Source organism: Xanthomonas sp., assembly GCF_017163755.1.
Taxonomy (GTDB): Bacteria; Pseudomonadota; Gammaproteobacteria; order Xanthomonadales; family Xanthomonadaceae; genus Xanthomonas_A.
The window spans coordinates 174,368-186,343 of the sequence record NZ_JAFIWC010000004.1; the positions used below are offsets into that span (position 1 = coordinate 174,368).

Consider the following 11,976-nt stretch of genomic DNA (forward strand, 5'->3'; position numbering starts at 1 on the left):
TCGTATGGTCATTTCAGCCACCTCCGCCCCTGCCGTGTCGACCGCGCCGCTGACCGTTGCCGACGACCTGCGCCTGGCGGCCACCACGTTGCCGCAGGGCGATGCCGGCAGCGTGCTGTTCGCACACGGCTTCGGCCAGACCCGCCATGCTTGGTCGGCGACCGCGGCCGCGCTGAACCGCAGCGGCTATCGCAGCGTGGCCTACGACGCGCGCGGGCACGGCGATTCGCAGCGCAATCCGGCTGCCGTTCCCTATCGCGGCGAGCAGTTCACCGACGACCTGATCGTGATCGCCGGCGAGATGGCGCAGGCGCCGGTGCTGGTGGCCGCGTCGATGGGCGGGCTGTTCGGGCTGATGGCCGAATCGCGTTGGCCCGGTTTGTTCCGCGCGATGGTGCTGGTGGACATCACTCCGCGCTGGCAGCCGGCCGGGGTGGAGCGCATCCTCGCCTTCATGACCGCGCACCCGCACGGGTTCGCTTCGCTGGACGCCGCCGGCGACGCCATCGCCGCCTATCTGCCGCAGCGCTCGCGCAAATCCGCCGATGCCTTGCGCAGCGTGCTGCGCCAGCACGACGACCGGCGCTGGTACTGGCACTGGGATCCGCGCCTGGTCGAGGAGCTGGCGCGCGACAGCGAACAGCACCAGGACGCCATCGCCCAGGCCGCGCGCAACGTGCGCTGCCCGCTGCTGCTGATCAGCGGCGGGCGCAGCGACCTGGTCACGCCGCAGACGATATCCGAGTTCCTGTCGCTGGTGCCGCATGCGCAGCACGCGCATCTGCCCGATGCCACGCATATGCTGGCCGGCGACGACAACGGCGCATTTACCGCCACTGTGTTGCACTATCTGGACGCACTGCCACCGGCGCACGCCGGCGCACCGTCCGCCGTCACCGAGCACGTCCCCGGAGCAAGTCCATGAGCATCGTCGCACCCTTCCTTGTGTTGTTACTGGCGGGCGGTTTCGCTGCCTATCACCGCATGCGGCTCGCGGTCTGGGCCGCGCTGAGCGCCACCTTGCTGGTGGCGTGCTGGCTGCTGGGCGCCAATCCCGCCGCCACGATCGTCGCCGCGGTGCTGCTGGCGCTGGTCTCGGTGCCGCTGCTGCTGCCGTTCGTGCGCAAGCCGCTGTTGACCGCGCCGATGCTCACGGTGTTCCGCAAGGTGCTGCCGCCGCTGTCGCAGACCGAGCGCATCGCGCTGGAGACCGGCTCGGTCGGGTTCGAAGGCCAACTGTTCACCGGCGACCCGGACTGGAACCAGCTGCTCGACCAGCCCAAGCCGCAGCTGACGCCGGAGGAACAGGCGTTCCTCGACGGACCGGTGGAAGAGCTGTGCCGGATGACCAACGACTGGGAGATCACCCACGTCCATGCCGACCTGCCGCCGGAACTGTGGAGCTTCGTCAAGAAGCACAGGTTCTTCGGCATGATCATTCCGAAGGAATACGGCGGCCTGGGCTTCTCGGCGCTGGCCCACCACAAGGTGATCCAGAAGATCGCCTCGGTGTCGAGCGTGGTCAGCTCCACCGTCGGCGTGCCCAACTCGCTGGGCCCGGGCGAGCTGCTGCTGCACTACGGCAGCCAGGAGCAGAAGGACTACTACCTGCCGCGCCTGGCAGTCGGACAGGAGGTGCCCTGCTTCGGCCTGACCGGCCCGTTCGCCGGCTCCGACGCGACCTCGATCCCCGACTACGGCATCGTCTGCAAGGGCGAGTGGAACGGCGCCAACGTGCTCGGCGTCAAGCTGACCTTCGACAAGCGCTACATCACCCTGGCGCCGGTGGCGACGCTGATCGGGCTGGCGTTCCGCATGTACGATCCGGACGGGCTGATCGGCGACACCAAGGACATCGGCATCACCCTGGCGCTGCTGCCGCGCGAGACCCCGGGGGTCGAGATCGGCCGGCGCCACTTCCCGTTGAACTCGCCGTTCCAGAACGGCCCGATCCACGGCAAGGAAGTCTTCATCCCGCTGAGCCAGCTGATCGGCGGCGTGGACATGGTCGGCAAGGGCTGGAACATGCTCAACGAGTGCCTGGCCGTGGGCCGCTCGATCACCCTGCCCTCCACTGCCAGCGGCGGCGCCAAGTTCGGCGCGGTCGTGACCGGCGCCTATGCGCGCATCCGCAAGCAGTTCGGCCTGTCGGTCGGCCGCTTCGAAGGCGTGGAGGAAGCGCTGGCACGCATCGGCGGCAAGGCCTACGCAATCAGTGCGCTGTCGCAGGCCACCGCCGCGGCGGTGGACCGCGGCGACGTGCCGTCGGTGCCGTCGGCGATCGCCAAGTACCACTGCACCACGATGGGCCGCGAGGTCGTCAGCGACATGATGGACGTGGTCGGCGGCAAGGGCATCATCCTGGGGCCGCGCAATTTCGCCGGCCGCGCATGGCAGGCGGCGCCGATCGGCATCACCGTCGAGGGCGCCAACATCATGACCCGCAGCCTGCTGATCTTCGGCCAGGGCGCGATCCTGTGCCATCCGTGGGTGATGAAGGAGATGAAGGCCGCCGCCAACCCGGACCACCAGGCCGGCGTCGACGAGTTCGACCGCAACCTGTTCGGGCATATCGGCTTTGCGATCTCCAACGCGGTGCGTTCGTTCTGGTTCGGCCTGACCGGCGCGCGCATCGGCGCCGCGCCGGGCGACGCCTACACCAGGCGCTATTTCCGCAAGCTGGACCGCTACTCGGCGAACCTGGCGCTGATGGCCGACGTGTCGATGCTGATGCTCGGCGGCAAGCTGAAGTTCAAGGAATCGCTGTCCGGGCGCCTGGGCGACGTGCTGAGCCATATCTACCTGACCAGCGCGATGCTCAAGCGCTACCACGACGAAGGCACGCCGGTCGCCGACCAGCCGCTGCTGGCGTGGGCGTTCCACGACAGCGTGCACAAGATCGAACTGGCGCTGTCGGCGGCGCTGCGCAACTTCCCGGTGCGTCCGGTGGGTTGGCTGATGTGGGCGCTGATCTTCCCGTGGGGCCGCCGCGCCGAAGCGCCGGGCGACCGCCTGGGCCACCGCGTCGCCGCGCTGCTGATGGCGCCGAACGAAGCGCGCGACCGGCTTGGCCAGGGCGTGTTCCTGACCCCGTGCGAGAACAACCCCGGCGGGCGCATCGCCAGCTACCTGACCAAGGCGGTGCTGGCCGAGCCGGTCGAGCGCAAGTTCATCAAGGCGCTCAAGAGCAAGGGCATCGAGGCGCTGGACTTCGCCTCGCAGCTGGACGAAGCGGTGCGCGAAGGCGTGCTGTCGGCCGACGAGCGCCGCCAGCTGGAGGAACTGCGCGAGATCACGCTGGACACCATCGGCGTGGACGATTTCGATACGCACGAACTGCGCGCGGCCAGCCACTACGACCGCGCAGCGGCCGACGACGGCCGCTCGCGCGAAGCCGCCTGACGGCGGTAGAGAGCCAGGACGAACGATCACGACGGCGGGCTTTGGCCCGCCGTCCTTCATTGGGAGCAGGACGGATGAGCCGATTGCTGTCGCTTTACCGGCGCATGCAACGCTGGCCGGCCGGCGGCTGGCTGTTCTCGCGCGCGGTGTGTTTCAAGGCGCCCTACTTCGCCAGCATCGCGCCGCGCATCACCCGGCTGGAGCCGGGCCGCTGCGAAGGCCGCATCGCGCACCGGCGCAGGGTCAGCAACCACCTCGGCACCGTGCATGCGATCGCGTTGTGCAACCTGGCCGAGCTGGTCGGCGGGGTCATGGTCGATGCCAGCCTGCCGGCGGCCATGCGCTGGATCCCGAAGGGCATGACCGTGGAATACCGCAAGAAGGCCACCGGCACCCTGCATGCGGTGGCGACCCCGGACATCCCGCTGCTGGAGGCGCCCAGCGGCTACGAACTGCCGGTCAGCGTGGACATCCGCGATGCGCGCGGCGAATCGGTATTCTTCGCCCGCATCGCGATGTGGGTATCGCCGCGCACGCCGGGGCGAGGCTGACCGGTCCGCGACGCGTGCGCCGCGTTACCTGGCCAGCAGCAGTGCGGCAATCGCCAGCGCCGCCGGCAGCGCCTGCACGTAGAGGATTTTGCGGCTGACGCTCCACGCGCCGTACAGGCCGGCCACCACCACGCAACCGAGGAAGAACAGCATCACGTCCAGGCGCTGCGCGGCCAGGCCCCACGCCAGCCCTGCGGCGAGGAAGCCGTTGTACAGCCCCTGGTTGGCTGCCAGCACGCGGGTCAGCTGCGCCTTTTCCGGCGTGTTGCCGAATACCTTCATGCCCAGCGGGCGGGTCCACAGGAACATCTCCAGCACCAGGAAATACAGGTGCAGCAGCGCGACCATGCCCACCAGAACCGAGGCCATCAGGATCATCACGCGCGCACCGGCAGACCAGGAAGGCCACAGCATAGATCCTCGCCTGCGCGCGGCCAAATGGCCGCCGCCGCGGCGCGGATCAGCGCGGTTGTGCGTCCGGCGGCGGTGCGTCGGGCGCGCGCTCGGCCGGCAGCTTCGCCGCCTCGCGCAGCAGGCGCCAGGCGCCCAGCGTCATGCCCGAGGCCACCAGCAGGCCGACGCCGAACACCACCTGCGAGCCGAACGCCGACAGCAGCTTGTGCAGCCAGACGAAGCTGAGGTCGCCGCCGCGGTAGATCACCGTATCGATCGCCGCGCCGGCCTTGTAGCGCCATTCGCGCGCGACCCGGGTGTAGATCGTCTCGCGCGCCGGCTTGGCCAGCGAGAATTCGCTGGCACGGGTCACCACCTGCACGATGGCCACCATCATCGGCAGCGGCGACGCCGCCAGCGCGCAATAGCCCAGGATGATCGCGCCGCCGGGGATGAGCAGCGCCGGCGCGATGCCGAAGCGCGACAGCAGCGTGCGCGTGACCAGCAACTGCAGCACCAGCGTCAGCGCGTTGACCGCCAGGTCGATGCCTGCGTAGTACGCGGTGCTGGATGCCGAGTCGGCATACAGCCGCCGCACGATGGCGGCCTGCTCGTTGTACAGCAGGGTGCCCACGCCCACGCCGAACACCACCATCACCGCGAGCCAGCGCAGCAGGGGCTCGCGCACGATCAGCTTCAGTCCCGCCAGCACCTCCCCGCCCATCGGCACCTCGCCGCCGACGATGCCGCGCGCCCGTTCGCGCGCCACCGCCCACAGCCGCAGGCGCAGCAGGCACACCACGCACACCAGCAGGAACCCGGCCGACACCAGCATCAGGTTGGCGATGCCGATCCGCTCCACCAGGCCGCGGGTGATCGCCGGCCCCAGGAACGCGCCGACGGTGCCGGCCGCGCCGATGTAGCCGTAGTAGGCGCGCGCTTCGGCATTGCTGAAGACGTCGGCCATGAAGCTCCAGAACACCGCCACCGCGAACAGGTTGAACACGGTGATCCACAGGAAGAACGCCATCCCGCGCCCCGGCACGCCGCTGTCGAACAGCACGTAGAACAGCAGCAGCGTGGCGATGAAGAAGCCGTACACCACCGGCAGGAACACCCGCCGCGGATAGCGGCTGACCAGCGCGCCGTAGACCGGTTGCAGCAGCAGCATGATCAGGAACGTGCAGGTGAACAGCACCTGCAGGGTGAAGTCCTTCAGCGGCATCCCGTGCGCGGCGAAGAAGGCGATCATGCCCGGCGGGAACACCGCAGCCACGTCGGCGGACGCGCCCATCGCCTCGCGGACCGGGCGCAGCACGTAGTAGCCGCTGAGCAGCGAGAAGAAATACAGGAACGCCCAGGCCAGCGGCGGCGACTCGCGCAGGGCTCCGCGCAACCGGGCCAGCGCGCCGCTGGGCGGCGGACGGGCGTTCATCGGCGACATGGGAACGGCGTGTGGCGGCGGGACATCCGAAATTCCTGGGGCGCGAAACGCGCACGGTAGCTGATGCACTGCAACACCGCCAGCGCGGCGCGGCCGCGCCTCGCCCGGCCTGCCCCGTTGCACCGCGGAGCGGCGCCGAGCATATGCTCTATCCCCCATGGCTAGCGTCGGCGCACCGGAACAAGGGGCAACGGGTGTACGACTACATCATCATCGGCGCGGGGTCGGCCGGCTGCGTGCTGGCCCACCGGCTCAGCGAAGACCGCCACTGCAAGGTGTTGCTGATCGAGGCCGGGCCGCGCGACCGCAACCCGTTCATCCACATGCCGGCCGGGCTGGCGCGGCTGGCGAACAACCGCAGGATCAACTGGAACTACGCCACCGCCCCGGAGCCGCAGTTGAACCAGCGCCGGCTGTGGTGGCCGCGCGGCAAGGTGCTGGGCGGCTCCAGTTCGATCAACGCGATGTGCTACGTGCGCGGCGTGCCGGCCGACTACGACGACTGGGCCGCGGCCGGCGCTGACGGCTGGGCGTGGCGCGACGTGCTGCCCTACTTCAAGCGCAGCGAGCGCAACAGCCGCGGCGGCGACGCGCTGCACGGCGGCGACGGGCCGCTGCATGTCAGCGACCTGCGCCACCACAATCCCCTGTCAGAGGTGTTCATCGAGGCCGGGCAGCAGGCGGGCCTGGCCCACAACGCCGACTTCAACGGCCCGCAGCACCAGGGCGTGGGGCTGTACCAGGTCACCCAGAAGGACGGCGCGCGCTGTTCGGCGGCCACCGCCTACCTGGCGCCCGCGCGCGCGCGCGCCAACCTGCAGGTGGTCACCGGCGCGCTGGTGCTGCGGCTGCTGGTCGAGGGCGGGCGCGTGGCCGGCGTGGCCTACGCGTTGCGCGGCCGCGAGCTGCAGGCGCGCGCCGAGCGCGAGGTGCTGCTCAGCGCCGGCGCGGTGAACTCGCCGCAGTTGCTGATGCTGTCGGGCATCGGTCCGGCCGACGAGCTGCGGCGGCACGGCATCGCGGTGCGGCTGGACCAGCCGCAGGTCGGCGCCAACCTGCAGGACCACCTGGATGTCTGCACGCTGTACCGCACCCGCCCCGGACTGAGCTACGACCGCAGCAACCAGGCGAAGATCGCCTTCGACTATTTCCTGCGCGGGCACCGCGGCGCCGGCAGCAGCAACATCGCCGAGGCCGGGGGCTTCGTCCGCTCGCCGCTGGCGCCGGACGCGCGCGCCGACATCCAGCTGCATTTCGTGCCGGCGATGCTCGACGACCACGGCCGCAACCGGCTACCCGGCGACGGCTTCACCCTGCACGCCTGCCACCTGCAGCCGCGCAGCCGCGGCCGGGTATCGCTCGACGGCGCCGACCCGCGCACGCCGGCGCGGATCCAGCCGCGCTACCTCAGCGATGCCGACGGCTTCGACCTGAAGATGCTGGTCGAGTGCGCGCGCCTGTCGCGGCGCATCCTGCAGCAGCCGGCGTTCGATGCCTACCGCGGCGCGCCGATCTTCCCCGCGCGCGACGACCTGGACGAGGCCGGGCTGATCGCCTTCATCCGCGCCAAGGCCGAGACCATCTACCACCCGATCGGCACCTGCCGCATGGGCAGCGACGCGCACGCGGTGGTCGATCCGCAGCTGCGCCTGCGCGGGCTGTCCGGGTTGCGGGTGATCGATGCCTCGGTGATGCCGGGGCTGGTCAGCGGCAACACCAACGGGCCGACGATGATGATCGCCGAACGCGCCGCCGACCTGATCCGCGGACGCGCGCCGCTGCGCGAATGAGGCTTCGCCGCGCGCGCCTCAGCGCGTGCGTCCCGCCAGCCAGATGCCCAGCGCCGCCAGCGCGAAACCGCACAGCTTCAGCGCGGTCAGATGCTCGCCGAGCAGCAGGTGCCCGAACACCGCGGTCACCGGCGGCATCAGGAAGAACAGCGCGGCCACCCGCGTCGCCGCGCCGCGGCGGATCAGCAGGAACAACAACGCGAAGCCGCCGACCGAATTGACCAGCACCAGCCAGGCCATCGCGCCGACGAACGCGCTGCCGGCATGGAAGCGGAAGCCCTCCATCGCCGCCAGCGGCAGCAACGCCAGCGCCGCGGCGGCGTTCTGGATCGCCAGGCCCACGCGCAGGTCGATATGCGAGGCGTGGCGCTTCTGGTACAGGGTGCCGGCGCTGATCCCGAGCAGGCCCACCAGCAGCGCCAGCCAGCCCGACCACGGCGTGGCGCCGTCGATGCGGTCGGCGGCGACCGTGGCCACCCCGGCGAAGCCCAGCGCCATCCCGCCCCACTGCGGCAGCCGCAGACGCTCGCCGCCCGACCACGGACTGGCCCAGGCGACCAGCAACGGCATCGCGCCGATCACCAGCGCGGCGACGCCGGAGCTGGCGCCCAGCGCGAAGGCGCCGTAGACGCCGCCGAACTGCATCGCCAGCATCAGTACCCCGACCACGACGCTGTGCCGCAACGCCGTGCGGTCGACCGCCGCCAGCCGCGCCGGGCCGGCCGCCAGCGCGAAGCACAGCGCGGCCAGCCCGAAGCGCCACAGCAGGGCGGTGAACGGCGCGGCCTCGGCGACCACCCACTTGCCGGCGATGTAGCCGGTGCACCAGACCAGCACGAACGCCCAGCCTAGCAGCAGGCCGGTCGTGCCGTGGGTTCCTGCCTGCGTGGTCGAGCGCATTGCGGTCATGGCGGCCATCATCGCCTGCGCGCCAGGCCCGGTCACTGCGGCTTTGGTCGCGGCTGGCTTAACCGCAGCCGGCCGGCGGCAGCGCATGTGCCGCCATGCCGGCACATGCCGCGGCATGCGGATTGCATGGCTTCCCGCACCGCCAAGCTCGTGGCGGCGGGCCTCGGCAGGGCCGCGGAAGCGGCTGTCCTGGCACGGCAAATCACCAGCAGGATCAAGGCGATGCCCATTCATCTTCTCCCGGTTTGTGCAATGGCGAAAAGCGGCGCTAGAATCGGTTTCGGCAGCACCTCACAGGCATCACGCGCGATGACACAGAACAGCAGGCACCGGATCCTACGACCGGTGGCAACCGGGTTGCTCGGGGCGCTTTTGCCCCTCGCGATGTCCTCCACCGCGCAGACGCCGACACCGGCCGAGCCGCTGTACACCGAGGCCACGCGCTACACCTCCCCGACCCAGCCGCTGCCCTATCGCGCCGCGCTGCCCGAGAGCCGGGTGCTGCCGCTGGCCAAGGACTTCGATGCCGCCAGCTTCGAGGCGATGGCCGAGCAGCTCACCTACGGCGAACGCGTACCGGGCATGGCGGTGGCGATCGTGCAGAACGGCCGCGTGATCAGCGCACGCGGCTACGGCGTCACCGACGTCAACAATCCGCAGCCGGTCGATGCGCACACCGTGTTCCGCCTGGCGTCGCTGTCCAAGGCCTTCGCCGGCACCATGGCCGGGCTGCTGGTCAACGACGGCACGCTGCGCTGGGACAGCAAGGTCACCGACTACGTGCCCGGCTTCCAGCTCAGCGACCCGGTCGCCACGCGCCAGTTGAACGTCGCCGACCTGCTCAGCCACCGCGTCGGCCTCACCTACAACGCCTACGACCGCGACGTCGAGTCCAACGCCGACTACTACACGCTCAGTCACAAGCTGGCCTACGCGCCGCTGAAGTGCGCGCCGGGCGAGTGCTACGCCTACCAGAACGTCGCCTTCAGCCTGATCGGCGACGTGGTGTTCGCCGCGTCCGGCAGTTTCTACGAGCAGTCGGTGGAGCGCCGCATCTTCAAACCGCTGGGCATGAACGACGCCAGCATGGGCCTGGCCGGCATCCAGGCCAGCCCGCGCTGGGCGCGTCCGCACGTGCGCAGCCGCAACGGCTGGGTGTCGCTGACGCCCAAGCCCACCTATTACCGCCTGGCGCCGGCCGCCGGCGTCAACGCCAGCATCAGCGACATGGCGCAGTGGCTGATCGCGCAGACCGGCCATCGTCCCGACGTGCTGCCGGCGCCGCTGCTGGCCACGCTGCACGCGCCGCTGATCTCCACGCCCGGCGAAATGCGCTCGGGCTGGCGCCGCGAACGGGTCAACTCGGCCAGCTATGCGCTGGGCTGGCGCGTGTTCGACTACTCCGGCCACCAGGTGGTGTTCCATGCCGGCGCGGTGCAGGGCTACCGCGGCCTGGTCGCGCTGATGCCCGAACGCGACCTTGGCGTGGCGATCCTGTGGAACGGCGAGAGCGGCCTGCCGTCGGGACTGCTGCCGACCATCCTCGACCGCGCGATCGGCCTGCCGGCGCAGCGCTGGCTGGACGTGGACACCGACTTCGGCAGCGACAACCTGATGGCCGAACGTCCGGACCCGAACGACAAGAAGGGCGCCTCGTCGTCCAAGTCGGTCGCCTCGCCGCGCTGATACGCCAACCGGCACGCCACGGAATCACGAAGGCGGCGCGAGCCGCCTTCGTGCTGTCTGGGCCGGCGTCGTTCCGGAAGTTGCCGCCGGCACGGGCGGCGCCAATCCGGGCCGGGCGATCGCGCGGCGGCATCGACGCCGTTCCACCACCACGGGAGCGGAGTGATACCGGTGCGTCGGCAACCCGAATCGCGAACGGCGTACGGCGAGGTTTCGGTCCTGAGCAGATCGCGGCACGACGACGCGGCAGCGCCGCCGTCCGGAGCCGGCACCATCTTGCTCAGACACACGACGTATCGTGCGCGCATAGCGGCATGCACTGCAGTCTGCGCTCGCCCGGTCCGGCTCGGCAGATCCGCGGCACGACGACGCGGCGCCCGCCGCCGTCTGGAGCCGGCACCATGCTCAGGCAAACGTGTCGATGCGGGCGGCGCGGCGTGCGCTGCGCCCTGCCTCGCCCGGGTCCGGCGCGGCGCGACCCTCGCGCTGGCGATGCGGCGGCACACAGGCCATGTGAGGCGCGCGTCGCGCCATTAGGCGCCACGCACCTCGCGCGGCCTGTCGGCGGACAGCCCGCTACTCGCAAAGCCGCATTGCAGGGCCGGGTCGCGGTGGCGGATCCCCATCGATGCCACCAGCATCTGGGCGCCTTGCACATCTGCCGATGGACGTGTCGCTGCCGGGGATGAGCGGCCCGCAGGCAGGCTCGCACCGACCCGCGTCCACCGGTCTGTCAACCCGTCCCGATCCGGAGCAAGTGCCCAGGTGTGCGACACGTGCAGCGAGCCGGATCGTGCCTGCGCCGATATCGACGAGGACATCTTCAAGCCACCTGCATTCCACGGCCCTCGATCAACGACCTCGGACCGACGTTGCAGCCGGCGACGCTGCGGCTACGCCGCCGGACGCGGCGATGGCGGCAATGGCGATGGCACTGGCGATGGCACCACTGCGCATCGCCGCTTTCCCGCGCCCGTCGGGCTCGCCGTGCAGGCGTGGGGCGCGGCACGCAGGAGGAGCCGCGGAGCGTATCGTGGCACCCGTCAGGCGCCCAATAAAAAAGCTCCCTCCCCGCTGGGCACCGGGGAGAGAGCTTAGGTACGGCTAATCGGAATGGAATTAGATCAGCGGCGCGGGCGTTGCCGGCAGTGCAACCGGAGCGGCCTTCTTCTTGCGAGCAGCCGGCTTCTTCTTAGCCACAGCCTTCTTTGCCGTCGCCTTCTTCGCAGCCGGCTTCTTGGCAGCGGACTTCTTCACTGCCTTCTTCGCGGTCGCCTTCTTGGCGGTCTTCTTGCCGGCGGACTTCTTCACCGCCTTCTTCGCGGTGGCCTTCTTGGCGGTCTTCTTGGCCGCGGTCTTCTTGGTGGCGGACTTCTTTACCGCCTTCTTCGCCGTTGCCTTCTTGGCGGTCTTCTTCACCGCCTTCTTGGCGGCCGACTTCTTGGCTACCTTCTTGACCGCCTTCTTCGCGGAGGCCTTCTTGGCTACCGACTTCTTGGCGGCAGACTTCTTGACCGCTTTCTTAGCGGCCGGCTTTTTCTTCGCAGCTTTTTTCGTGGCCATGGGATGGCTCCTCGTCAGTGAACTATGGATTGAAAACGCCCAGTTGAAGCAAACCCGCGGCGATGGGCCGCCTGCAGGATCCGCCGACGCGTCGCGCGTGCCGGGTCGGATACAGAAACACCCGCATCGAAGGCCGATACGGGTGCCATGCCAGGGGAGACGTTGCGTTTCTCGGAGGGAAGCGACACCTGATCCACCATCGTCGGGTTCCTGGCGGATGTCCAAGTTGTGCTTCGAG

9 protein-coding genes are annotated in these 11,976 nt (G+C 69.9%); 5 read left to right on the forward strand and 4 right to left on the reverse strand.

Going from position 1 to position 11,976, the window contains the following annotated elements; genetic code table 11:
* Positions 1 to 4 precede the first annotated feature (4 nt).
* From JR065_RS04495 to JR065_RS04505, 3 genes are all read left to right on the forward strand, one after another.
* The gene (locus JR065_RS04495; RefSeq protein WP_206232480.1) at positions 5 to 925 is read left to right on the forward strand and encodes an alpha/beta fold hydrolase; all 921 of its coding nucleotides are present in this window, start codon (positions 5 to 7) and stop codon (positions 923 to 925) included.
* Positions 922 to 3,402 carry an acyl-CoA dehydrogenase gene (locus JR065_RS04500; protein WP_206232482.1) on the forward strand — a complete coding sequence of 827 codons (2,481 nt, stop codon included), beginning with the start codon at positions 922 to 924 and terminating at the stop codon, positions 3,400 to 3,402. Before JR065_RS04495 ends, JR065_RS04500 begins: the two co-directional genes overlap by 4 nt.
* 74 nt (positions 3,403 to 3,476) lie before the next feature.
* On the forward strand, positions 3,477 to 3,953 hold the full coding sequence (locus tag JR065_RS04505) for a hotdog fold domain-containing protein (protein ID WP_206232484.1): 477 nt from the start codon (positions 3,477 to 3,479) through the stop codon (positions 3,951 to 3,953).
* 24 nt (positions 3,954 to 3,977) lie between these two features.
* Here JR065_RS04505 and JR065_RS04510 read toward each other — a convergent pair whose 3' ends face one another.
* A complete protein-coding gene (locus tag JR065_RS04510) occupies positions 3,978 to 4,331 on the reverse strand; it encodes a DUF1304 domain-containing protein (RefSeq protein WP_206232545.1) in 354 nt (117 codons plus the stop codon).
* A gap of 82 nt (positions 4,332 to 4,413) precedes the next feature.
* The gene (locus JR065_RS04515) at positions 4,414 to 5,781 is read right to left on the reverse strand and encodes an NTP/NDP exchange transporter (RefSeq protein WP_206232486.1); all 1,368 of its coding nucleotides are present in this window, start codon (positions 5,779 to 5,781) and stop codon (positions 4,414 to 4,416) included.
* Between the two features lie 203 nt (positions 5,782 to 5,984).
* Between JR065_RS04515 and JR065_RS04520 the strand changes: the two genes are divergently transcribed.
* Positions 5,985 to 7,580 carry a choline dehydrogenase gene (locus tag JR065_RS04520; protein ID WP_206232546.1) on the forward strand — a complete coding sequence of 532 codons (1,596 nt, stop codon included), beginning with the start codon at positions 5,985 to 5,987 and terminating at the stop codon, positions 7,578 to 7,580.
* Between the two features lie 18 nt (positions 7,581 to 7,598).
* On the opposite strand, the gene JR065_RS04525 is transcribed toward JR065_RS04520, so the two are convergent.
* Positions 7,599 to 8,489 carry a DMT family transporter gene (locus JR065_RS04525; RefSeq protein WP_206232487.1) on the reverse strand — a complete coding sequence of 297 codons (891 nt, stop codon included), beginning with the start codon at positions 8,487 to 8,489 and terminating at the stop codon, positions 7,599 to 7,601.
* 345 nt (positions 8,490 to 8,834) lie between these two features.
* Here JR065_RS04525 and JR065_RS04530 point away from each other — a divergent pair, with 345 nt between their 5' ends.
* The gene (locus tag JR065_RS04530) at positions 8,835 to 10,175 is read left to right on the forward strand and encodes a serine hydrolase (protein WP_206232489.1); all 1,341 of its coding nucleotides are present in this window, start codon (positions 8,835 to 8,837) and stop codon (positions 10,173 to 10,175) included.
* A gap of 1,119 nt (positions 10,176 to 11,294) precedes the next feature.
* Here JR065_RS04530 and JR065_RS04535 read toward each other — a convergent pair.
* Entirely contained in the window at positions 11,295 to 11,738 is a 444-nt protein-coding gene (locus JR065_RS04535; RefSeq protein WP_206232491.1) for a hypothetical protein, read from the reverse strand.
* Positions 11,739 to 11,976: the final 238 nt, after the last annotated feature.

Excerpts from the sequence above, each read along its gene's own strand:
- JR065_RS04495 (WP_206232480.1), top strand. The coding sequence starts at position 5 with ATGGTCATTTCAGCCACCTCCGCCCCTGCCGTGTCGACCGCGCCGCTG.
- JR065_RS04500 (WP_206232482.1), top strand. The coding sequence starts at position 922 with ATGAGCATCGTCGCACCCTTCCTTGTGTTGTTACTGGCGGGCGGTTTC.
- JR065_RS04505 (WP_206232484.1), top strand. The coding sequence starts at position 3,477 with ATGAGCCGATTGCTGTCGCTTTACCGGCGCATGCAACGCTGGCCGGCC.
- JR065_RS04510 (WP_206232545.1), bottom strand. The coding sequence starts at position 4,331 with ATGATCCTGATGGCCTCGGTTCTGGTGGGCATGGTCGCGCTGCTGCAC.
- JR065_RS04515 (WP_206232486.1), bottom strand. The coding sequence starts at position 5,781 with ATGAACGCCCGTCCGCCGCCCAGCGGCGCGCTGGCCCGGTTGCGCGGA.
- JR065_RS04525 (WP_206232487.1), bottom strand. The coding sequence starts at position 8,489 with ATGACCGCAATGCGCTCGACCACGCAGGCAGGAACCCACGGCACGACC.
- JR065_RS04535 (WP_206232491.1), bottom strand. The coding sequence starts at position 11,738 with ATGGCCACGAAAAAAGCTGCGAAGAAAAAGCCGGCCGCTAAGAAAGCG.